Source organism: Roseivivax sp. GX 12232, from assembly GCF_021272185.1.
GTDB lineage: Bacteria > Pseudomonadota > Alphaproteobacteria > Rhodobacterales > Rhodobacteraceae > Roseivivax.
Genome location: NZ_JAJSEC010000004.1, coordinates 60,902 through 82,173, shown reverse-complemented (window position 1 = coordinate 82,173; position 21,272 = coordinate 60,902). Strand labels below are relative to the sequence as shown.

Here is a 21,272-nt window from a genome sequence, read left to right as displayed (position 1 = left end):
TGTCGCGGATCGCGCGTCATTCGGGCAGTTCCGAGGCCGGGATGATCGGGAAGAACTCGCCGCCCGAGCGCACGCCGAACCATTCCTGCCCGTCATGCGGGCCGGTGTGACCCAGGTCCACCAGCCGGTAGAAGGACTTGCGGTCGATCAGCGCCTCGAGGTTGCGGCGGATCAGGACATAGGGGGCGGGCTCGCCGGTCTCGGGGTCGCGCTCGACCCGGATCGGATGCGCGGGGCCCGCGCTCGCGCGGTCGTCGACATGGGTGAGGAAGGTCAGCACCTGGTCGGGGCCGGGGCTGTGCACCTCGAAGTCGACGGCCACGAAGGGCGCGTCCTCGACCTGGATGCCGACCTTCTCGACCGGGGTGACGAGGAAGTAATCCTCGCCCTCCTTCTTCAGGATCGAGGAGAAGAGCTTCACCAGCCCGCGCCGCCCGATCGGGGTGCCGAGGTAGAACCAGGTGCCGTCCCGGGCGATCTTCATGTCGAGGTCGCCGCAGAAGGGCGGATCCCACTTCTCGACCGGCGGCAGACCACGGTGTTTGCCCGCGGCCTTGGCCGAGGCGGCGATCCCCTCCGCGGAGGGTGTCACGCGATTTTGTGAGGACATTGCTTTTGCCATTTCCGTGCCGAAAGATACTCTCTTTTCATGATAGCCGGAACGAGGAGCAATGCCATGGCCGACGCCGAAGACCTTGTGGGCGAGATCGAATCGCTCGAGGCGAAACTGGCCGAGGCCAAGACCGCGATCACCCGGCGCTTCATCGGCCAGGAGCGGGTCGTCGACCTGACCTTGGCAGCACTTCTCTGCGGCGGGCACGCGCTGCTGATCGGCCTGCCGGGGCTTGGCAAGACGCGTCTGGTGGAGACGCTCTCGACGGTCATGGGGCTTGCGGGCAACCGCGTGCAGTTCACCCCGGACCTGATGCCGGCGGATATCCTCGGCTCCGAGGTGCTGGAGACCGGCGCCGACGGCAGCCGCGCCTTCAAGTTCATTCCCGGCCCGATCTTCTGCCAGCTCCTGATGGCCGACGAGATCAACCGCGCCAGCCCGCGCACCCAGTCGGCGCTGCTGCAGGCGATGCAGGAAAAGGCGGTGACCGTGGCGGGCGAGACCCGCGCGCTCGAGGCGCCCTTCCACGTCCTGGCCACCCAGAACCCGATCGAGCAAGAGGGCACCTACCCGCTGCCCGAGGCGCAGCTCGACCGCTTCCTGGTGCAGGTCGACGTGGCCTATCCCGAGCGCGGCACCGAAAAGGACATCCTCCTGGCCACCACCGGCGCCGAGGAGGCCGAGGCCTACCAGGTCTTCGACGGCCCCACGCTGATCGCTGCCCAGCAGCTTCTGCGGCGGATGCCCGTGGGCGACACGGTGGTCGAGACCATCCTCGACCTGGTGCGCGCCTTCCGGCCCTCGGACCCCTCGGCGCCCGAGAGGGTGCGCGAGGTGGTGGCCTGGGGGCCCGGCCCGCGCGCCGCCCAGGCGCTGATGCTGACCGTGCGCGCCCGGGCGCTTCTGCAGGGGCGGCTCGCGCCCTCCATGGAGGATGTCGTGGCGCTGGCCCGGCCGGTCCTGGTGCACCGCATGGCGCTGACCTTCTCGGCCCGGGCCCGGGGCGAGGATCTGGGCGCGCTCATCGAAGAGATCGCCAACGGGCTGCTCAGGTCCGAGGCCGCGGCTTGACGCCGGAACTTGCCCTCCGCGCCCGCGCCGAGGGTGAGGCGGCCCGGCTGCCGCCGCTCCTGGCGCGCGCCGAACAGCTCGCGGGCACCGTGCTTCTGGGCGAACACGGCCGCCGCCGCGCGGGCCTGGGCGACGACTTCTGGCAATACCGCCCGCTGATGCCGGGCGACAATTACCGCGCCATCGACTGGCGCCGCTCGGCGCGCAGCGACAGCCAGTTCGTGAAGGACCGCGAGTGGCAGATCGCGCAAAGCGTGATGCTCTGGGTCGACCGCGCCGCCTCGATGCGCTTCGCCTCCGAGCCCAGGCTGCCCGAGAAGGCCGACCGCGCACGGCTCCTGGGGCTGGCCGTCGCGATCCTGCTCAGCCGCGCGGGCGAGAGGGTGGGCCTCACCGGCTTCACCCTGCCGCCCCGGCGCGGCGCGGCGCAGCTTCTGCGGCTGGCGGAGTTCTTCTCGGACGCCGAGGCCGAGGATTACGCCACCCCCGAGGCGCGCGGCATGATCCCCCATGCCCGGGCGATCTTCGTCTCGGACTTCCTGGGCGATTTCGACGGCATTGAGGCGGCGCTGGCCAAGGCCGCAGACCGCGGCGTGCGCGGGGTGCTCCTGCAGGTGCTCGACCCCGCCGAGGAGGCCTTTCCCTACCGCGGCCGCACGATCTTCCAATCCGTCGGCGGCAGCATGGCGCATGAGACGCTGAAGGCCACCGACCTCAAGGCGCGCTACCTCGAGCGGCTGGCCGAACGGAAGGACCGGCTGGACTACCTCGCGCGGGTCACCGGCTGGCAATACAGCTGCCACCACACCTCCGAGACGGCGCAAAGCGCGCTGCTCTGGCTCTGGCGGGCGCTCGACGGGGGGCATGGATGACGCTCTTCGGGCTGATCGGGTTCACCACGCCCTGGCTTCTCCTGGGCCTCGCCGCGCTGCCGGTGCTCTGGCTGATCCTGCGCGCGGTGCCGCCCGCGCCGATCCGCCGGCGCTTCCCGGGGGTGGTGCTGCTCTTGGGTCTGAAGGACGACGAACAGGTCAGCGACCGCACGCCCTGGTGGCTGCTGCTGTTGCGGATGCTGGCGGTCGCGGCGGTGATCACCGGGCTGGCCGGACCGGTCCTCAACCCCGAGAACGAGGGCCCGACGCGCGGCTCCGCGCCGCTTCTGGTGGTGCTCGACGGCAGCTGGGCCTCGGCCCAGACCTGGCGGGCGAAGATGACTGCGCTCGACGGGCTCCTGGCCGAGGCCGGGCGCGAGGATCGCCCCGCCGCGATCCTGAACCTCGCACGCCCCGAGGCGGCGGCCTTCCAGTCGAGCCAGACCCTGCGCAACCGCATCTCGGGGCTCACCCCCGAACCCTGGGAGCCCGATGCCGCCCGCACCGAGGCCGCGCTGGATGCCCTGCCCGAGGGCGCGTTCGAAAGCTACTGGTTCTCGGACGGGATTGACCGCGAGGCCCGCGCGCCGATGCTTGAGGCGCTGGAGGACCGCGGCGCCGTCACGGTCTTCGAAAGCCCCGCGCCGGTCTACGCGCTGGAGCCCGCCCGCTTCGAGGATGGCGCCGTGGCGCTGACCCTGCACCGGCTGCGCGCCTCGGGCGCGGCCGAGGTCGGCGTGGTGGCCCAGGGCCGCGACCCGGCGGGCAATCCCGCCGCCCTCGCCCGGCTGCCGCTGCGCTTCGAGGAGGGCGCGACCCGCGCCGAGGGCGCCCTGGCGCTGCCCGCCGAGCTGCGGGCGCGGATCGACCGCTTCGAGGTCGAGGCCACCTCTTCGGCCGGGGCCGTGACCCTGCCCGACGACAGCCTGCGCCGCCGCGAGGTCGCGCTGATCGCCGGGACCGAGAACCGCGAGGGGCTCGAGCTGCTCTCGCCGCTGCACTACCTCGAACGGGCGCTGGCGCCGACCGCCGACCTGCTCGACGGCGGGCTGCTCGAGGTGCTGCCCGCCAATCCCGACGTGATCGTCCTGGCCGATGTGGCGACCCTCTCCCCCGCCGAGAAGGAGGCGCTGACCGCCTGGGTCGACAAGGGCGGGATGCTCCTGCGCTTCGCCGGCCCGCGGCTCGCCGCCAGCGAGGTCAGCCGCGCCGCGGAGGATGCGCTCATGCCGGTGCGCCTGCGCGCGGGCGGCCGCACCGTCGGCGGCGCGATGAGCTGGGGCGAGCCCAAGACGCTGGCCCCCTTCGACGCCGAAAGCCCCTTTTTCGGGCTGGAGGTCCCCGAGGAGGTCACCGTCAACGCCCAGGTCATGGCCCAGCCCGACCCGACGCTGGCCAGCCGGGTGATCGCCCAGCTCACCGACGGCACGCCGCTCGTCACCCGCAAGCGCGAGGGCCAGGGGCAGGTGGTGCTGTTCCATGTCACCGCCAATGCCGAATGGTCGACGCTGCCGCTCTCGGGGCTCTTCGTCGAGATGCTGGAGCGGCTGGCGGTCTCCTCGATGCCCGCCCAGCCCGAGGCGGGCGACCTGGAGGGCACGACCTGGCAGCCGGTGCGGGTGCTCGATGCCTTCGGCGGGCTCGGCGTGGCCGAGAACCTGCCCGGCGTCGCGGGCCCGGCGCTGGTCGGCGACGCGCTTGGCCCCGAGCTGCGCCCCGGGCGCTACCAGGGCGAGGAGCGCAGCCTGGCGCGCAACGTCACCCCGCGCGAGGCCGCGCTGACCCCCGCCGCCTGGCCCGAGAGCGTGCCCGTCGAAGGGCTCGACCGGCCCGAGGAGACGCCGCTGGCCGGCCCGCTCCTGGCGCTGGCGCTGGTGCTTCTGGTCGCCGACGTGCTGGCGGCGCTGGCGCTTTCGGGGCGGCTCCTGCCGGCGCGGGCCGCGGCGCTGATCCTCGCGGCGCTGATGCTGCCCGGCGCCGAGGCGCGGGCGCAATCCTCCGAGCCCCCGGGTGCCGACCGCCCCGCCTTCGCCAGCGACGTCACCGCCGAGGTCACCCTGGCCCATGTGCTGACCGGCGACGCTGCGGTCGACCGGGTGGCCCGCGCGGGCCTCGAGGGGCTGTCGGAGACGCTGTTCTTCCGCACCTCGGTCGAGCCCGGCCCGCCGGTCGGCGTCGACCTCGAGGACGACGAGCTGGCCTTCTTCCCGATGCTCTACTGGCCGGTGACCGAGGGCCAGGCCCTGCCCTCGCCCGCGGCCTACGCGAAGCTCAACGAATACCTGCGCTCGGGCGGGCTGATCCTCTTCGACACCCGCGACGCCGACATCGCGAGCTTCGGCGCCTCCTCGCCCAACGGCCGCAAGCTGCAGGAGCTGGCCGGGCCGCTCGACGTGCCGCCGCTGGAGCCGGTGCCCGAGGACCACGTGCTGACCCGCACCTTCTACCTGCTGCAGGACTTCCCCGGGCGCTACGTCAGCCGCGACGTCTGGGTCGAGGCCGCCCCGCCCGACGCAGAACAGATCGAAGGCATGCCCTTCCGCAACCTCAACGACAATGTCACCCCGGTGGTGATCGGCGGCAACGACTGGGCCTCGGCCTGGGCGGTGGACGAGAGCGGCCAGCCGCTGCGCCCAATCGGCCGCGGCTTCGCCGGTGAACGCCAGCGCGAGATCGCCTATCGCTTCGGGGTGAACCTCGTGATGCATGTGCTGACCGGCAACTACAAATCCGACCAGGTGCATGTGCCCGCCCTTCTCGACAGGCTTGGCCAATGATCGACGGCATCCTCTTCGACCCGCTTCTGCCCTGGGCCGCGATCGCGGTGCTGGGGGCCCTGGCCTTGGCCGGGGCCGCGCTGGCGCTCTGGCGCGGGCTCGCGGGCTGGGGGCTCCGGGCGCTGGCGCTTTTGGTGCTGGTGGCGGCGCTGACCCAGCCCTCGCTCCAGGACGAGGACCGCGCGCCGCTTTCGGACATCGTGATCCTGCTCGAGGACCGTTCCGCCTCCCAGCAGCTGGCCGACCGCGCCGAGACGACCGAGACGGCGCTCGACACGCTCGAGACGCAGCTCGCGGCCCGGCCCAACACCGAGGTCCGCCGGGTCGAGATCGGCGACGGCGCCGAGGACCAGGGCACGCTTCTGATGACCGCGCTCAACACCGCGCTGGCCGAAGAGCCGCGCGGCCGCATCGCGGGCATCATCGCCGCCTCGGACGGGCGGCTGCACGACATCGACCGGGCGCCCGAGCTGCCCGCGCCGATGCATCTTCTGCTGACCGGCCAGGAGGACGACTGGGACCGGCGGCTGGTGGTCAAGAACGCCCCGGCCTTCGCCATCCTCGACGAGCCCGTCACCCTGACCCTGCGGCTCGAGGACGAGGGCGCCGCGCCCGAGGCCGCGACGGTGCCGCTCGACATCTCGGTCGACGGCGGCGATCCGCAGCGCTTCACCGTGCCCGTGGGCGAGGACATCGACCTGCCGATCACCCTGCCCCACGGCGGGCTGAACGTGATCCGCTTCTCCACCCCCGAGGGCGCGGGCGAGCTGACCGACCGCAACAACGCCGCGCTGGTGCAGATCAACGGCGTGCGCGACCGGCTGCGGGTGCTGCTGGTCTCGGGCGAGCCCCATGCCGGCGGGCGCACCTGGCGCAACCTTCTGAAGTCCGACAGTTCGGTCGACCTGGTGCATTTCACCATCCTGCGCCCGCCCGAGAAGCAGGACGGCGTGCCGGTCAACGAGCTTTCGCTGATCGCCTTTCCGACGCGGGAGCTGTTTCTCGACAAGATCGAGGATTTCGACCTGATCATCTTCGACCGCTACAAGCGGCGCGGCATCCTGCCGGCGATCTACCTCGACAACGTGCGCAACTACGTCGAGGAGGGCGGCGCGGTGCTGATCTCGGCGGGGCCGGATTTCGCCTCGGCCGACAGCATCTTCCGCTCGCCCCTGGGCGAGATCGTGCCCGCCACGCCCACCGCCCGCGTCATCGAGGAGCGCTTCCGCCCGACGATCACCGACCTGGGCGACCGCCACCCGGTAACCGCGGGCCTCTCGGGCGAGGAGACCTGGGGCCGCTGGCTGCGCCAGATCGAGGTCGAGGCGCTGTCCTCGGGCGAGACGCTGATGGCCGGGGTGGGCGAGCGCCCGCTCCTGGTGCTCGACCGGGTGGGCGAGGGGCGGATCGCGCTCATGGCCTCGGACCAGGCCTGGCTCTGGTCGCGCGGCTACGAGGGCGGCGGGCCGCAGCTCGAACTGCTGCGCCGGCTCGCGCATTGGATGATGAAGGAGCCCGAGCTCGAGGAAGAGACGCTCTTTGCAGAGGCGACCGGCCAGACCATGCGGATCACCCGCCGCACGCTGGGCGACAGCGTCGGCCCGGTGACCGTGACCCGCCCCGACGGCGAGACCGAGGAGGTGCCGCTGGAAGAGGTGGCGCCAGGCCGGTTCGAGGCGCTCTACGACGGGCCGGAGATCGGGCTCTACCGCCTCACCGAGGGCGAGGAGGAGGCCGTGGTCGGTCTTGGCCCCGCCGCGCCGCGCGAGTTCGAGCGGACCATCGCCTCGGGCGCCGCTATGGAAGGGCTGATCGACAGCCGCGAAGGCGGGGTGCTGCGCCTCGCCGAGGGGCTGCCGCGCATCCGCGAGGTCGCCGAGGGCCGCCCCGCCGCGGGTCGCGGCTGGATCGGCATCACCCCGCGCGATGCCTTCGAGACGCTGGACCTGCGCAGCGTGCCGCTCCTGCCCGCCTGGCTGACGATGCTGCTCGCCGCCGCGCTGATCGTGGGCGCCTGGCTGCGGGAAGGGCGGCGGTAAGAGGGCTTCGGCGGATTGGTGCTGCGGCTGGATGCCGACGGACGCGCTACCTGTGCAAACCCAGCCTATGAATCGAGAGATCGCGTCCGGGTCTTCGGCTGGGCGCAATGCCCTCCGCGCGTTGGATGCGAGGTATCGGTCCTAGCCCTCAGCGCGGAAGCGCCTATCCCAACAGCGAAAGCGAAGCGCCAACCTTTGAGGTTCCGGCTGAAAACCACGAGAAAAACCTGGTGCGGAGGGCGCGCGCCGGACCGGGGGCCGGCGCTGCTGACCTCGGAGCTTTGCGCTTTATCGCAGCAAGGTCAGGACTAGGGGCATGCTATGCGCGCCATTCGAAGGAGCGCCGGCCCAAGGGGCCGGTCCGGCGCGCGCCCGGCATCTGCGATGCTGTTCGGGCGCAAGGTGGGCGTGGGTTTCTGCTTAAGTGCGGAAGACCGAATGCAGCGCGGCGTTAAGCCCAGCGCCCCCCGCCTCACAACTCCGGCCGCACCTTCAGCGCCAACCGTTCTTCGCCCCAGCCATGCACGTTGCAATGCGCGCGGATATAGACCGTCCAGACCCCGTCGGGGATCATCACCGAGTTCAGGGACCGGGTGAAGGGCTGCTCGGTCACATGCGGATGGTGCAGCACGCGGGTGTCGAGGGGCTCCCCGGCCTCGGTCTCGACCCGCCAGGCGTCGGCGTAATGGTCCCAGCCGGTGTCGGGATGCGCCAGCGTCACCGAGACGCGCCAGTCCATGCCGCTTTTCTCGATCGCGGCATCGCGGATTTCCGGGGGGCCGGCCAGGGCGGGCGGGGCGATCAGGGCAAGAAGCGCGAGAAGTCGTGTCATGCTCCGGCTCCTAGCATCCCCATGCTGAAACCGGGCTCATTTTTCCGTGTCTTGCGGCAGGTTGCGCAGCAGGATCTCGCGGCTCTCCGAGCGGAACTCGCGGCGCAGGATCACCGCCAGCGTGGCGAGGCTCGCCAGGATCAGCGCCGCCGCCCCGATCAGCCAGGCCGCCGAGGCGATGCCGAAATAGACCGCCCGGAGCCCGCGGTTGAAGCTGCGCGCCGCGGTGACATTGACCTCGCCCGCCTGCCGCGCGCGGTCGAGCGCCAGGGGATCGGCGGGATCGTTCGGCACCGCCGCCATGAGCACCGCGCAATAGCCGAAAAGCCGATGCGACCAGACGAAGTTCAGGAAGGCGTTCACCACGATCAGCAGCATCAGGATGATCTTCACCTCCCAAACGATCACCGGGTCGGCCCCGAGCGAGAGGTCCGAGGCGATGCCGCGCAGCCGGTCGACGTTGCCCACAAGCGCCAGCCCGCCACCAATGGCGATCATCGTGGCCGAGGCGAAGAAGGCCGTGCCCTGGCGCATGATGCCGACGATCTGGCTGTCGAAGATGCGCGGGTCGCGGCTGACGAAATGCACCATCCAGGCGCGCCGGTAGGCGGCCATGAGGAGCGAGGTCGAGGGGCGGCGCGCGGGCGGGCGCTCGATGATGCGGCCGCTGCCGAGCCAGGCCAGCCCCAGGACGATCAGCGCCGTGGCGTCGAGCAGGGTGAAGAGGCTGTCGAGCGTATCGGCCATCAGACCGGCTTGGCCACGACAACCCAGAGGACCGCGATCACCAGGAGCACGCTGAGCTCGTTGAAGATGCGCAGGAAGCGGTCGCTCTCGGAGAAGGTGCCGCGCCGGGCGCGCAGCACCAGCCGCCCGGTCCAGCCGTAATGCGCGACCAGCCCCGCGACGAGCGCCAGCTTCCACCAGACCCAGCCGGGCATGCCCAAGAGCCCCGCCAGCCAGAACCCGGTGATGAGCGCGATGACGCCAAGCCCCGCCGAGAAGCGATAGAGCCGGATCGTCAGGTCGCCCAGCGGGCCGAACTCGCCCAGCCGCGCGTGCTCGCGCTTCCAGAAGATCAGCGCCCGGGGCACCGCGAAGATGGAGGTCATCCAGCCCATCACGCAGAGCAGATGTATGATCTTGATCCAGGTCATGGGACTCCTCTGCGGCAAGCCCGCGCCTCGCGCAAGGGGGTTGGGGGGTGGCGGGGGGAAGCTGAGGGGGTGTTGGGGCGGTTTGTGCGGTAGGTCAGTTGGGGTGCCGGAAGGGGTTGTGCGGTTGGTCAGTTGCGGCGCGCTGGCGCGGAGCGGCACGGCGCTCGGAGGGGGGCTTTGTCGGGTGCATCTTCCCTGCCACCCGTCACCCACCACCCTCTCAACCAGCCCCACCGGAGGGCGCGCGCCGGACCGGGGGCCGGCGCTACCGACCTCCGGGCTATGCGCTTTATCCCAGCAAGGTCAGGACGAGGGGCGAGCTAAGCACGCCACCCCAAGGAGCGCCGGCCCATCGGGCCGGTCCGGCGCGCGCCCGGCACCTTCGGTGCTGTTCGGGCGCAAGAAGCGCGGGCTGGAACGGGACACGCTGACGCGGACGGATGGTCAGCGAGTCTCGCGCAGTGATCATGCCCTTTGCCCGCTCCACCAGTTCCAACAGAGGGCGCAAGGGGGTGCGCTTGTGGATATGGGGTTCTCCGGGCGGCGGGGCGTGGGCAACCTTTGCAGCATAGTGACCCTGGGGCAGCCGATGGCGCATTCTGGCCCGGCACATAAACCCCCCCCCCTCCCCCGGGCGTCTCGCCGCACTCCCGGGGTGAGTGCTGGCATTAACCCTTTCCATGCTAGATAGTGACGCCACGACAAGGGGAGGTTCCCGCATGGAGATGCCGACACCGGACCGCAGCGTCCTGTCCCGCAAGGAAGAGATCGTCGCGCGGCTGCGCGCCGTCCTGCCGGCCGAGGCGGTGATCGACGAGCTCTCGGAGACGCGCGCCTATGAATGCGACGCGCTGACCGCCTATCGCTGCCCGCCGCTCGCGGCGGTGCTGCCGGCCTCGACCGAGGAGGTCTCGGCGGTGCTCAAGGTCTGCCACGAAATGGGCGTGCCGGTGGTGCCGCGCGGCTCGGGCACCTCGCTCGCGGGCGGCGCGTTGCCCACGGCGGACTGCGTGATCCTGGGCGTCGCGCGGATGAACGAGGTGCTCGAGACCGACTACGAGAACCGCTTCATCCGGCTCCAGACCGGGCGCACCAATCTCTCCGTCACCGGCGCCGTCGAGGCGGAGGACTTCTTCTACGCCCCCGACCCCTCCTCGCAGCTCGCCTGCGCCATCGCAGGCAATATCGCGATGAACTCCGGCGGGGCGCATTGCCTGAAATACGGGGTGACGACCAACAACCTCCTCGGCGTCACCATGGTGCTGATGGACGGCAGCGTCGTCGAGATCGGCGGCGCGCATCTCGACGCCGGCGGGCTCGACCTCCTGGGCGTGATCTGCGGCTCCGAAGGGCAGCTCGGCGTGGTCACCGAGGCCACGCTGCGGATCCTGCGCAACCCCGAGGGCGCGCGGCCGGTGCTCATGGGTTTCGCCTCGAACGAGGTCGCGGGCGCCTGCGTCTCGGACATCATCAAGGCCGGCGTCCTGCCGGTGGCGATCGAATTCATGGACCGGCCCTGCATCCGCGCCTGCGAGGCCTTCGCCAAGGCCGGCTACCCCGATTGCGAGGCGCTGCTGATCGTCGAGGTCGAGGGCTCCGAGCCCGAAATCGACCACCAGCTCGGACTGATCACCGAGATCGCCCGCCGCCACGACCCGGTGGAACTGCGCGAGGCCCGCGACGCCGAGGAGGCCGGGCGCATCTGGCTCGGCCGGAAATCGGCCTTCGGCGCCATGGGGCAGATCAACGACTACATGTGCCTCGACGGCACCATCCCGGTCTCGGAACTGCCGCGCGTGCTGACCCGCATCGGCGAGATGTCCAAGGACTACGGGCTCGAGGTCGCCAATGTCTTCCACGCCGGCGACGGCAACATGCACCCGCTGATCCTCTTCAACGCCAACGAGCCGGGCGAGCTGGAGAAATGCGAGGCGCTCGGCGCCGACATCCTGCGGCTCTGCGTCGAGGTCGGCGGCTGCCTGACCGGCGAACATGGCGTCGGCATCGAGAAGCGCGACCTGATGACCGCGCAATACGATCCCGCCGATCTCGAGGCGCAGATGGCGGTGAAGGATGTCTTCGATCCGGCCTGGCTTCTGAACCCCGCGAAGGTCTTTCCGCTGGCGGTCTCGGAGGCCCGGCGGTCGGTGCCGATCGCGGCCGAGTAGCCGGGGCCAGCCCCCGCGGCCCACCAACTATTTTCGCCAGGATGAAGGAACAGCAGGGCAGATGAGACCGGCAAGCGAGGAAGAGCTGAGCGCGGCGATCCGCGCGGCGACGGAGCCCCTGGCGGTGCGCGGCGGCGGCACGCGGTCGGCCCCGCCCGAGGGCCCGGTGATCGAAACCGGCGCTCTGACCGGCATCCGGCTCTACGAGCCCGGCGCGCTGACCCTGGTCGCGGGCGCGGGCACGCCGCTCTCCGAGGTCGAGACGGCGCTGGCCCGCGAGGGCCAGCGGCTGGCCTTCGAGCCGATGGATCACCGCCCGCTCCTTGGCACCAAGGGCGAACCGACGCTGGGCGGCGTGGCGGCGGCCAATGTCTCGGGGCCCCGACGCATCCAGGCCGGCGCGGCGCGGGATTTCCTCCTGGGCGTGCGCTTCGTCGACGGCGCGGGCCAGATCGTGAAGAACGGCGGGCGGGTGATGAAGAACGTCACCGGCTACGACCTGGTGAAGCTCCTGGCCGGCAGCCGTGGGCGGCTCGGCGTCCTGACCGAGGTGGCGCTGAAGGTGCTGCCGGTGCCCGAGACCAGCGCCACGCTGGTGCTGACCGGGCTCGACGACCAAGGCGCGGTGGCGGCCATGTCCCGCGCGCTCGGCTCGCCCTACGAGGTCTCGGGCGCGGCGCATCTGCCCGACCGCGGCGCCTGCTGCCTGCGGATCGAGGGTTTCGAGAGCTCGGTGGCCTACCGGCTGAAGGCGCTGGCCGCGCTCTTCCCCGAGGCAGGCCAGGAGCCGCAGACCGACCCCGAGGCCAGCGCCGCGCTCTGGCGCGAGATCCGCGACGCCCAGCCCCTGGCCGCGGCCGAGGGCGACGTCTGGCGGCTCTCGGTCAAGCCGAGCGACGGACCGGAGGTGGCCCGGCGGCTGGGCGCGAAAGCACATTTCTACGACTGGGGCGGCGGGCTGGTCTGGGCGGCGCTCCGGGCGGGCGAAGACCCCCGCCCGGCGCTCTCCGGCCTCGGCGGCCACGCGACGCTGGTGCGGGCGGCCCCGGGCGGCCCGGCCCGCCCGCCGGCCCTGCACCCCGAACCCGAGCCGCTGGCCGCGCTCAGCCGGGGCATCGCCGCGAAGTTCGACCCGCGCGGCATCTTCGCCCAGGCCGAGGCCGCATGAGCGCCGAGATGGTCCTAGCCTTCGCGCTCTGCTTCGGCGCGGGGCCGCTTCTCTACGTTCTGGCGCTGCGCACGCCGCCCTCGCGGGTGAACCTCGCCGCGCTGGTGGTCGGCGCGCTGACCCTGGCGCTGGCGGGCATCACGCTCGGCCCGCTGCGGCCGCTGGCGGCGCTCATCTGCCTCTGGCTCGCCTGGATCGCGGCCCTGGCCTGCGCGACCGCGGCGGCGCAGAAGCTCGCCGGCGGGCGCGGCTCGCGCTGGACCCGGCTTGGCGGCAGCCTTGCGACCACCCTGCCGTGGTTCGGGCTGGCCACGGCCCTGACCCTTTCGCCCTGACGCTCACCAGAAGGACAGACATGCAGACCCAGTTCCGCCCCGAGCAGTTGCAAGACCCCGATGTCGCGCGGTCGAACGAGATCCTGCGCGCCTGCGTGCATTGCGGCTTCTGCACGGCGACCTGCCCGACCTACCAGGTGCTGGGCGACGAACTCGATTCCCCTCGCGGCCGGATCTACCTGATCAAGGACATGCTCGAGAACGAGCGGGTGCCCGACGAGAAGACCGTCAAGCACATCGACCGCTGCCTCTCCTGCCTGGCCTGCATGACCACCTGCCCTTCGGGGGTGCATTACATGCACCTGGTCGACCACGCCCGCGCCTATATCGAAGAGACCTACGAGCGCCCCTGGCGCGACCGCGCGCTGCGCTGGGTGCTGGCGCGGATCCTGCCCTATCCCAAGCGCTTCCGGCTGGCGCTGCTGGCCGCCAAGATCGGCCGGCCCTTCCGGGGGCTGATGCCCGACCCGCGGCTGCGCGCCATGCTCGAGATGGCGCCCGACGTGATCCCGCCGGTCAGTCGCAACGACGACCCGCAGAGCTTTGCCGCCGCGGGCGCGCCGAAGATGCGCGTGGCGCTGATGACCGGCTGCGCGCAGAAGGCGCTCGACACCGACATCAACGACGCGACCATCCGGCTGCTGACCCGGCTCGGCGCTGAGGTGGTGGTGGCCGAGGGCATGGGCTGCTGCGGCGCGCTCACCCACCACATGGGCAAGAGCGACGAGGCCCATGACACCGCCGCGCGCAACATCGAGGCCTGGACCCGCGAGATCGAGGGCAAGGGGCTCGACGCCATCGTCATCAACACCTCGGGCTGCGGCACCACGGTCAAGGACTACGGCCACATGTTCCGCAACGGCCCGCTGGCCGACGAGGCCGCGAAGGTCTCGGCCCTGGCCCGCGACGTGAGCGAGGTGCTGGTCGAGCTGATGCCCGAGGCTGTGCCCGCCCCCGGCGAGGCCAGCCCGCAGGAGGCCCGCGAGGGCATCGCCGGGCCCGACGCCGCGCCGGGCCGGGGCGTGCATGCGCCGCCGCGCGGCACCGGCGGCGGGGCGCTGCGGGTGGCCTATCACGCCGCCTGTTCGCTGCAGCACGGCCAGCAGATCAAGACGCATCCGAAGACCCTTCTGAAGCGCGCGGGCTTCGAGGTGGTCGAACCGGCGGACAGCCATCTGTGCTGCGGCTCGGCGGGGACCTACAACCTGATGCAGCCCGAGATTTCCGGGCAGCTCAAGGCGCGCAAGGTGCGCACGCTGGAAGCCAAGTCACCCGAGGTCATCGCCGCGGGCAACATCGGCTGCATGATGCAGATCGGCTCGGGCACCGAGGTGCCGGTTGTCCATACGGTGGAGCTTCTGGACTGGGCGACCGGCGGGCCGAAGCCGTCGAAGCTGATGCGCGAGGCGTAAGGGGCGCGCCGTAGTGGCGCAGACCGGTCGGAGCACTCTGCGCCGATCACCGGACGGGCGCTGAGGCAGCGGCGCGACGCCCCCGCGCGCACAGCTCCCCGCCCCACGCGCGCCCTCCCCGCGATTGCCGCAGCCTTGCCCCATTCCGGTCAATGAGGCTCAATAGTCTGGCCCGCAGCCGCGCCACCGCCGGAGATCCCATTGCCGCGCCGTCTCGCCCTTGCCCTCCTGGGGCTGTTCCTCGCCCAGCCCCTCTCGGCCCAGGGGCTGTTCTCGCTCGGGCCAGATGCCGCGGGCGGGGCCTGGGATTCGGTTGGACGGCTCGAGATCTCAGGCAAGACCTTCTGTACCGGCGCGCTGATCGCGCCCGACCTGGTGCTGACCGCCGCGCATTGCCTCTATGACCGCGCGAGCGGCGCGCCCGTCGCGGTCGAGGAGGTGCAGTTCCTCGCCGGCTGGCGCAACGGCCGCGCCGCCGCCTACCGCCGGGTGCGCCGCGCCATCGCCCATCCCGACTACGACTTCTCGCTGCCCTCGGGCCCGGCGCGGGTGCGCAACGACATCGCGCTTCTGAAGCTGCAGCACCCGATCCAGAACACCACGATCACCCCCTTCGAGACCGACGCCGACCCCGCCCGCGGCGACAGTATCGGCGTGGTCTCCTATGCGCGCGGCGGCGCCGATGTGCCCGCGCTCGAGGAGCGCTGCGCGGTGCTCTCGAAACAGCAGGGCGTGGTGGTCATGTCCTGCCGTGTGGATTTCGGCTCGTCGGGCTCGCCGGTCTTCTCCTTCGCCTCGGGCGTGCCGCGGGTGGTCTCCATCGTCTCGGCAAAGGCCGAGGCCGAGGGCGCGCCGGTCTCGCTCGGGGTCTCGGTCGAGGCGGCGCTGCCCCGACTGCAGGCGGCGCTTGCGGAGGAAACCCGCCGCGCAAGGCTGCCCGGGATCAAGTCGGTGACCGAGACCGGCAGCCGCGCCAGCGCCGCCAAGTTCCTGCGCCCCTAGCCGCCGAGTTCCTCCGCCCGCAAGAGACTTGAAAGCCCGCGCGGGCCTCCCCAAATTCTGGCTGCGGAACGCCGCTTTCGGGTTCCGCATAACTTGGCAGCCGCCTGTCCCATACGGGAAGGCGCACAACATATGGTATCGCTCAAAGGAGGATAACCCATGCGTAGCTTTGACCTCGCCCCGCTCTACCGAGCCACCGTCGGCTTCGACCAGATCGCCGACCTCATGGACCGGGTGCTGGCCTCGGATGTGACCCAGCCCACCTATCCGCCCTACAACATCGAGAAGACCGCCGAGGATGCCTACCGCATCTCCATCGCCGTGGCCGGCTTCTCCGAGACCGATCTCTCGGTCGAGGTGAAGGACCAGGCGCTGGTGGTCTCGGCCCGCAAGGCCGAGGAAGACGAAAACCGCGCCTTCCTGCACCGCGGCATCGCGACCCGCGCCTTCGAGCGCCGCTTCCATCTCGCCGACCACGTGCGCGTCATCGGCGCCAGCCATGCCGACGGCATGCTGCACATCGACCTCGAGCGCGAGATCCCCGAGGCGCTGAAGCCGCGCCGCATCGAGATCCAGAAGACCGACACCGTCGAGACCCGCAAGGACCTGCTCGACGCGCAAAAGGTCAACTGATCGCGGCAGGCGCCCTCGCGCCGCTTCGACGACCCTGCGCCCCGGCCGCCACGGCCGGGGCGTTTTGCGTTGGACCCCCGCTTGACCGCCAGGGCCGCCGGATCTAGCCAAGGGGCCGTGACGACACCCCAGTGACGGGAATTGTTGATGCTGGAGCTTGTGACCACCCGCTGACACCTCGGTTCGACGAGGTGACGCCTACCCCCGGCCGGCCGGCTCTGCCGCCATGTCCGGGGCCTGACAGCGACGTCACAGGACGCATCCATGAATATTTCCAAACACGAACAGCGCGTGCTGCACGCGCTGGCCCAGGGCGGCGTGATCGCCTACGAGCGCGCGCCCGGCGGCCAGGTGACCGAGGTCACCTGCGTCACCCGCGACGGGCTGATCCTCGGCGACTGCTCGCTCGAGGTCTTCCGCAAGCTCCGCCGCAAACGGCTGATCGAAAGCCGCGCCTCCAGCCCCTACCGCATCTCCGCGCAGGGCCGCCGCAATGTGCGGGCGCAGGTGGACAACCGGTAGGGCCGAGGGGCGGGCACGGGTCCGCCACCCCCAAAAAAGACGCGCCGCGCCGGGTGACCCGGCGCGGCGCTTTGGCCCTCCGAGCCAGCCGGCGGAGCGGGGCCGCAGCCCCCTCCGCTCAGCGCATCACAGGCTCAGGCAGACGTATTTCATCTCGAGGAACTCCTCGATCCCGTGGTGGCTGCCCTCGCGGCCGAGGCCGGATTGCTTCACCCCGCCGAAGGGCGCGACCTCGGTCGAGATGATGCCGGTGTTCACGCCGACGATGCCGTATTCCAGCGCCTCGGCGACCGACCAGACGCGGCTCAGGTCCTTGGCGTAGAAATAGGAGGCCAGGCCGAAGATCGTGTCGTTCGCCTTGGCGATCACGTCCTCTTCGTCCTTGAAGGCGAAGAGCGGCGCGAGCGGGCCGAAGGTCTCTTCGTGGGCGACGGTCATCTCCTGGGTGGCGCCGGTGACGATGGCGGGCTTGAAGAAATTGCCGTCGATCTCGCCTTCCTCGGAGCCGAGGATCACCTTGCCGCCCTTGTCGCGGGCATCGCGCAGATGGGCCTTCACCTTGTCGATGGCATCCGGCGCGATCAGCGGGCCGAGGTCGACGTCCTCCTCGGCCAGACCGTCACCGACCTTCAGCTCGCTCACCCGCTTGGCGAGCTTCTCGGCGAAGGCGTCATAGACCCCCTCCTGCACGTAGATCCGGTTGGCGCAGACGCAGGTCTGGCCGTTGTTGCGGAACTTGCACATGATCGCGCCCTCGACCGCATCGTCGAGATCGGCGTCGTCGAAGACGATGAAAGGCGCGTTGCCGCCCAGCTCCATGGAGCATTTCATCACCTGGTCGGCGGCCTGGCGCAGCAGGATGCGGCCGACCTCGGTGGAGCCGGTGAAGGTCAGCTTGCGCACCTTGGGGTTCTCGCAGAACTCCTTGCCGACCTCGGAGGAGGAGGACGAGGGCACCACGTTGAAGATCCCCGCCGGCAGGCCCGCGCGCTCGGCCAGCACGCCCAGCGCCAGCGCCGAGAGCGGCGTCTCCGAGGCCGGGCGGGCGACGAAGGAACAGCCCGCCGCCAGCGCCGGGCCGGCCTTGCGGGTGATCATCGCGTTGGGGAAGTTCCAGGGGGTGATCGAGGCGGCGACCCCGATCGGCTGCTTCATCACCAGGATGCGCTTGTCGCGGGCATGGCCGGGGATCTGCTCGCCCAGGACCCGCTTGGCCTCTTCGGCGAAGAACTCCACGAAGGAGGCGCCATAGGCCACCTCGCCGCGCGACTCGCCGAGCGGCTTGCCCTGTTCGGCGGTCATGATCTTGGCCAGGTCCTCCTGGTTTTCCATCATCAGGTCGAACCAGCGGCGCAGCACCTGGGCGCGCTCCTTGCCGGTCCAGCGGGCCCAGTCCTTCTGGGCCTCATAGGCGGCGTCGATCGCCTCGGAGACCTGCTTGCGCGAGGCGTCGGCCACCTCGGCGATGACATCGCCGCGGGCGGGGTTGGTGACCTCGAAGGTGCCATCCGCGCCCTCGGCCCAGGCGCCGCCGATATAGGCCCGGGTCTCGAGCAGGCTGGGGTCTTTCAGAAGGCCCGAGAGGTCGGTGGTGAGGTCGCGCATGAAGCATCTCCTTGTTGCTGGGGCGGGCTTCGGGGTGGACCCGGCCCGTCATCACGATATTGTCGCCGAAACCGCCCCGGAGAGACAGATGGATCTGGACGACGCCTATTCCAATCAGGACCACATCGCCGACGCCGCGAGCTACCCGCCGCGATGGGCCGAGAAGGCCAGCGAGATGCGCAAACGGCTGGGGGCGGCGAACCGGGCGCGGCTGGGCCTGATGTATGGCCATGGAACGCGCAACGTCTTCGACCTGTTCCTGCCGCTCAGGCGTGCCGAGGGGCTCGTGGTCTTCGTGCATGGCGGCTACTGGCGGCGCTTCGGACGGGGCGACTGGTCGCATCTGGCCGAGGGCCCGATGCGGGCGAGCTGGGCGGTGGCCATGCCCTCCTACGACCTCTGCCCACGAGTCACGATTCCCGACATCACCCGGCAGATCACCGATGCGGTGATCACCGCCGCCCGCGAGGTGCCCGACGTGCCGATCCGGCTCACCGGCCATTCCGCCGGCGGCCACCTGGTGGCGCGGATGCTCGAACCCGGGCGCCTGCCCGAGGAGATCGCCCGCCGCATCGACCATGTCATGCCGATCTCGCCGCTCGCCGATCTCGAGCCGCTCCTGCGCACCTCGATGAACGAGGAGCTGCAGCTCGACGCCGAGACCGCTCGTGCCGAAAGCCCGGTGCATCAGCCCAAGCCCGCCGCCAAGGTCACGGTCTGGGTCGGCGGTGACGAGCGGCCGGCCTTCCTCGACCAGGCGCGGCTGCTGTCCGAGGCCTGGGAGGCCGGGCTGGTGATCGAGGAGAACCGTCATCACTTCGACGTGATCGACGGGCTGGAAGATCCCGAAAGCCGGATGATTCAGGCACTTCTGGGATAGGCCCGCCGCCAGCCCTCTTGCCTCGCAGGGGGCGGCCCGGCTATCGCTTGGTTGGGCCGAGCGATGGCGTCGCTCCCACCCCCGCCCCTCTTTGTCGTCCTGCACGCCGGGACTTCTCCGCCCCGCGCCCGCTCTCAGGGTGCCCCGGGCGGGTCAGCGGGAGGGCGCGATGCAGCGACCGGATTTCTACCACTGTCCCAATGGCGACAAGGCGCCCCTGCCCTTTGCCGCCGCCGAATACGAGGCCCGGCTGGCGGGTCTCCGGGCGATCATGCGCGAGGCCGAGGTCGAGGTCTGCGTGCTGACCTCGATGCACAACATCGCCTATTACTCGGGCTTTCTCTATTGCGCCTTCGGGCGGCCCTACGGGCTGGTGGTGACCTTCGAGGCCGACGTGGTGGTCAGCGCCGGGATCGACTCGGGCCAGCCCTGGCGTCGCTGCCACGGCGAGCAGATCACCTATACCGACTGGCGGCGCGACAACTTCTGGCGCGCGGTGGGCCATGTCGCCGGGACCAACCGACGGATCGGGATCGAGGCGGATCACCTGACCGTCGCGGGGCGCGCCGCGCTCGACAGCCTCCTGGCGCCCGTGGGCGTGACCGACATCGCGCCCGCCACCATGCGCCAGCGGATGCTCAAGAGCCCCGCCGAGATCGGGCTGATCCGCGCCGGGGCCGAGGTCGCCGACGTCGGCGGCTACGCCATCCGTGAGGCGGTGCGCGAGGGCACCCGCGAGATCGACGTGGCCATGGCCGGGCGCGACGCCATGGAGCTCGAGATCGCCGCCCGCTTCCCCGAGGCCGAGTATCGCGACACCTGGGTCTGGTTCCAGTCGGGGCTGAACACCGACGGGGCGCATAACCCGGTCACCGGGCGGCAGCTGCGCCACGGCGACCTTCTGAGCCTGAACACCTTCCCGATGATCTCGGGCTATTACACCGCGCTCGAACGCACGCTGCACCTGGGCGAGCCCGATGCCGCGACCGCCGCGATCTGGGACGCCAATGTCGGCGCGCATGAGCTGGGCATCTCGCTTCTGAAGCCGGGGGCGAGCTGCGCCGAGGTGACGGAGGGCATCAACACCTTCTTCGCCGAGCGCGATCTCCTGCAATACCGCACCTTCGGCTACGGCCATTCCTTCGGGGTGCTGTCGCATTACTACGGCCGCGAGGCGGGGCTAGAACTGCGCGAGGACATCGACACCCGGCTGGAGCCCGGCATGGTGATCTCCATGGAGCCGATGCTGACCCTGCCCGAGGGCCTGCCCGGCGCGGGCGGCTACCGCGAGCACGACATCCTGGTGATCACCGAGGCGGGGGCCGAGAACATCACCGGCTATCCCTATGGCCGGGACTTCAACACGCTGGGCTGAGGGCAGCGCGGGGCGTGGGGGCCGTGGAAGGCGCGGGCCGGGGCGCCCTGCGGCGCGCCGGGTCTGGCGCTACGCAGGGCCTGGCCAAGCGCGGCCAGTGCCCAAGCGCCCCACGCCTTCACACACCCGCCGCAGCCGCAGCCCGGTGCGGCCCATGCGCAAGCTACCCTCTCGCCTGCAAACCCGGCGCCACCGCGGCCCTGCACGTGAGGCGCCCAAGCGCCCCACTCCCCCGCTCACCCGGCTGCACCGCGGCCCCACCCCACCGGCAGCCCCCCGCGCCTGCCCGCTTCCCCGCTTGCCGGGGGCAAAACCGCGGCTTACATCGAACCCATGACTGACCGCGCCCCCGGACACGGCCTGGAGCAGATGCTCTGCTTCGACCTCTATGCCGCGCAGAACGCCTTCGGGCGCTTCTACAAGGCGTTGCTCGATCCGCTGGGGCTGACCTATCCGCAATACCTGGTGATGACCGCGCTCTGGACCGAGGCGCCCTTGAGCGTCGGCCAGATCGGCGCCCGGCTGGGCCTCGAGACCAATACCGTGACGCCGCTCCTGAAGCGGCTCGAGGGCGCGGGGCTGGTGGCGCGCAGCCGCGACGCCGCCGACGAACGCCGGGTCATCGTCGCCCCGAGCGAGGCGGGGCTGGCGCTCCGCAGCCGCGCGGCGCATATCCCGGCCTGCGTGCTCGACCGGCTCGGCATGGACGCCGCCGAGGTCGCCCGGCTGCAGGCCCGCCTGCGCGAGCTGCGCCAGGCGCTCGACCCCGCGGAGGACGGCGTCTGAGACCTTGGAACCGGCCCCGCTTCGG

The 21,272-nt window shown here is 71.1% G+C and carries 19 protein-coding genes; 14 read left to right on the top strand and 5 right to left on the bottom strand.

Annotated elements, in window-relative coordinates:
- Window positions 1-16: 16 nt before the first annotated feature.
- Complete coding sequence (locus LR948_RS08790) at window positions 17-622, bottom strand: DUF1285 domain-containing protein (RefSeq protein ID WP_370634922.1); 606 nt, start codon at window positions 620-622, stop codon at window positions 17-19.
- Between the two features lie 54 nt (window positions 623-676).
- Between LR948_RS08790 and LR948_RS08785 the strand changes: the two genes are divergently transcribed.
- The 4 genes from LR948_RS08785 to LR948_RS08770 are packed head-to-tail and all read left to right on the top strand — an operon-like array spanning window position 677 to window position 7,372.
- Window positions 677-1,684: a MoxR family ATPase gene (locus tag LR948_RS08785; protein ID WP_232753631.1), complete on the top strand. Its 1,008-nt coding sequence runs from the start codon at window positions 677-679 to the stop codon at window positions 1,682-1,684.
- Window positions 1,681-2,556, top strand: coding sequence for a DUF58 domain-containing protein (locus LR948_RS08780; RefSeq protein ID WP_232753630.1), 876 nt, complete (start codon window positions 1,681-1,683; stop codon window positions 2,554-2,556). The genes LR948_RS08785 and LR948_RS08780 overlap by 4 nt, the downstream gene beginning before the upstream one ends.
- Window positions 2,553-5,333 carry a DUF4159 domain-containing protein gene (locus LR948_RS08775; RefSeq protein ID WP_232753629.1) on the top strand — a complete coding sequence of 927 codons (2,781 nt, stop codon included), beginning with the start codon at window positions 2,553-2,555 and terminating at the stop codon, window positions 5,331-5,333. Before LR948_RS08780 ends, LR948_RS08775 begins: the two co-directional genes overlap by 4 nt.
- Complete coding sequence (locus tag LR948_RS08770) at window positions 5,330-7,372, top strand: hypothetical protein (protein ID WP_232753628.1); 2,043 nt, start codon at window positions 5,330-5,332, stop codon at window positions 7,370-7,372. Before LR948_RS08775 ends, LR948_RS08770 begins: the two co-directional genes overlap by 4 nt.
- Window positions 7,373-7,844: 472 nt before the next feature.
- Here LR948_RS08770 and LR948_RS08765 read toward each other — a convergent pair whose 3' ends face one another.
- From LR948_RS08765 to LR948_RS08755, 3 genes are read right to left on the bottom strand one after another with little or no spacing between them, the layout of a single operon-like run.
- Window positions 7,845-8,204: a hypothetical protein gene (locus LR948_RS08765; RefSeq protein WP_232753627.1), complete on the bottom strand. Its 360-nt coding sequence runs from the start codon at window positions 8,202-8,204 to the stop codon at window positions 7,845-7,847.
- Window positions 8,205-8,240: 36 nt separating this feature from the next.
- Entirely contained in the window at window positions 8,241-8,951 is a 711-nt protein-coding gene (locus tag LR948_RS08760) for a DUF599 domain-containing protein (protein WP_232753626.1), read from the bottom strand.
- A complete protein-coding gene (locus LR948_RS08755) occupies window positions 8,951-9,361 on the bottom strand; it encodes a CopD family protein (RefSeq protein WP_232753625.1) in 411 nt (136 codons plus the stop codon). The genes LR948_RS08760 and LR948_RS08755 overlap by 1 nt, the downstream gene beginning before the upstream one ends.
- Before the next feature lie 719 nt (window positions 9,362-10,080).
- Here LR948_RS08755 and LR948_RS08750 point away from each other — a divergent pair.
- The 7 genes from LR948_RS08750 (at window position 10,081) to LR948_RS08720 (ending at window position 16,601) form a co-directional block, all read left to right on the top strand.
- Window positions 10,081-11,529 (top strand): FAD-linked oxidase C-terminal domain-containing protein, encoded by a 1,449-nt coding sequence (locus LR948_RS08750; RefSeq protein ID WP_232753624.1) that lies wholly within the window; start codon window positions 10,081-10,083, stop codon window positions 11,527-11,529.
- Between the two features lie 61 nt (window positions 11,530-11,590).
- Entirely contained in the window at window positions 11,591-12,697 is a 1,107-nt protein-coding gene (locus LR948_RS08745) for an FAD-binding protein (protein WP_232753623.1), read from the top strand.
- A complete protein-coding gene (locus LR948_RS08740) occupies window positions 12,694-13,032 on the top strand; it encodes a hypothetical protein (RefSeq protein WP_232753622.1) in 339 nt (112 codons plus the stop codon). Before LR948_RS08745 ends, LR948_RS08740 begins: the two co-directional genes overlap by 4 nt.
- A gap of 20 nt (window positions 13,033-13,052) precedes the next feature.
- Window positions 13,053-14,444 carry a glycolate oxidase subunit GlcF gene (gene glcF / locus LR948_RS08735; RefSeq protein WP_232753621.1) on the top strand — a complete coding sequence of 464 codons (1,392 nt, stop codon included), beginning with the start codon at window positions 13,053-13,055 and terminating at the stop codon, window positions 14,442-14,444.
- Between the two features lie 201 nt (window positions 14,445-14,645).
- A complete protein-coding gene (locus LR948_RS08730) occupies window positions 14,646-15,446 on the top strand; it encodes a serine protease (protein WP_232753620.1) in 801 nt (266 codons plus the stop codon).
- Window positions 15,447-15,605: 159 nt separating this feature from the next.
- On the top strand, window positions 15,606-16,079 hold the full coding sequence (locus LR948_RS08725) for an Hsp20 family protein (protein ID WP_232753619.1): 474 nt from the start codon (window positions 15,606-15,608) through the stop codon (window positions 16,077-16,079).
- A 264-nt stretch (window positions 16,080-16,343) separates the two neighbouring features.
- The gene (locus tag LR948_RS08720) at window positions 16,344-16,601 is read left to right on the top strand and encodes a YjhX family toxin (protein WP_232753618.1); all 258 of its coding nucleotides are present in this window, start codon (window positions 16,344-16,346) and stop codon (window positions 16,599-16,601) included.
- A gap of 126 nt (window positions 16,602-16,727) precedes the next feature.
- Here the strand turns inward: LR948_RS08720 and LR948_RS08715 are convergent, their stop codons facing one another.
- Entirely contained in the window at window positions 16,728-18,206 is a 1,479-nt protein-coding gene (locus LR948_RS08715; RefSeq protein ID WP_232753617.1) for an NAD-dependent succinate-semialdehyde dehydrogenase, read from the bottom strand.
- An 88-nt stretch (window positions 18,207-18,294) separates the two neighbouring features.
- On the opposite strand from LR948_RS08715, the gene LR948_RS08710 reads away from it, so the two are divergent.
- From LR948_RS08710 to LR948_RS08700, 3 genes are all read left to right on the top strand, one after another.
- Window positions 18,295-19,086, top strand: a complete 792-nt coding sequence (locus tag LR948_RS08710; RefSeq protein WP_232753616.1) for an alpha/beta hydrolase — start codon at window positions 18,295-18,297, stop codon at window positions 19,084-19,086.
- Window positions 19,087-19,255: 169 nt separating this feature from the next.
- A complete protein-coding gene (locus tag LR948_RS08705) occupies window positions 19,256-20,461 on the top strand; it encodes an aminopeptidase P family protein (protein ID WP_232753615.1) in 1,206 nt (401 codons plus the stop codon).
- A 333-nt stretch (window positions 20,462-20,794) separates the two neighbouring features.
- A complete protein-coding gene (locus LR948_RS08700) occupies window positions 20,795-21,247 on the top strand; it encodes a MarR family winged helix-turn-helix transcriptional regulator (protein ID WP_232753614.1) in 453 nt (150 codons plus the stop codon).
- The last annotated feature ends 25 nt before the right edge of the window (window positions 21,248-21,272 follow it).

Coding starts and splice junctions, on each gene's coding strand:
- LR948_RS08790 (WP_370634922.1), bottom strand. CDS start 622: ATGGCAAAAGCAATGTCCTCACAAAATCGCGTGACACCCTCCGCGGAG.
- LR948_RS08785 (WP_232753631.1), top strand. CDS start 677: ATGGCCGACGCCGAAGACCTTGTGGGCGAGATCGAATCGCTCGAGGCG.
- LR948_RS08775 (WP_232753629.1), top strand. CDS start 2,553: ATGACGCTCTTCGGGCTGATCGGGTTCACCACGCCCTGGCTTCTCCTG.
- LR948_RS08770 (WP_232753628.1), top strand. CDS start 5,330: ATGATCGACGGCATCCTCTTCGACCCGCTTCTGCCCTGGGCCGCGATC.
- LR948_RS08765 (WP_232753627.1), bottom strand. CDS start 8,204: ATGACACGACTTCTCGCGCTTCTTGCCCTGATCGCCCCGCCCGCCCTG.
- LR948_RS08760 (WP_232753626.1), bottom strand. CDS start 8,951: ATGGCCGATACGCTCGACAGCCTCTTCACCCTGCTCGACGCCACGGCG.
- LR948_RS08755 (WP_232753625.1), bottom strand. CDS start 9,361: ATGACCTGGATCAAGATCATACATCTGCTCTGCGTGATGGGCTGGATG.
- LR948_RS08750 (WP_232753624.1), top strand. CDS start 10,081: ATGGAGATGCCGACACCGGACCGCAGCGTCCTGTCCCGCAAGGAAGAG.
- LR948_RS08745 (WP_232753623.1), top strand. CDS start 11,591: ATGAGACCGGCAAGCGAGGAAGAGCTGAGCGCGGCGATCCGCGCGGCG.
- LR948_RS08740 (WP_232753622.1), top strand. CDS start 12,694: ATGAGCGCCGAGATGGTCCTAGCCTTCGCGCTCTGCTTCGGCGCGGGG.
- glcF (WP_232753621.1), top strand. CDS start 13,053: ATGCAGACCCAGTTCCGCCCCGAGCAGTTGCAAGACCCCGATGTCGCG.
- LR948_RS08725 (WP_232753619.1), top strand. CDS start 15,606: ATGCGTAGCTTTGACCTCGCCCCGCTCTACCGAGCCACCGTCGGCTTC.
- LR948_RS08720 (WP_232753618.1), top strand. CDS start 16,344: ATGAATATTTCCAAACACGAACAGCGCGTGCTGCACGCGCTGGCCCAG.
- LR948_RS08715 (WP_232753617.1), bottom strand. CDS start 18,206: ATGCGCGACCTCACCACCGACCTCTCGGGCCTTCTGAAAGACCCCAGC.
- LR948_RS08710 (WP_232753616.1), top strand. CDS start 18,295: ATGGATCTGGACGACGCCTATTCCAATCAGGACCACATCGCCGACGCC.
- LR948_RS08705 (WP_232753615.1), top strand. CDS start 19,256: ATGCAGCGACCGGATTTCTACCACTGTCCCAATGGCGACAAGGCGCCC.
- LR948_RS08700 (WP_232753614.1), top strand. CDS start 20,795: ATGACTGACCGCGCCCCCGGACACGGCCTGGAGCAGATGCTCTGCTTC.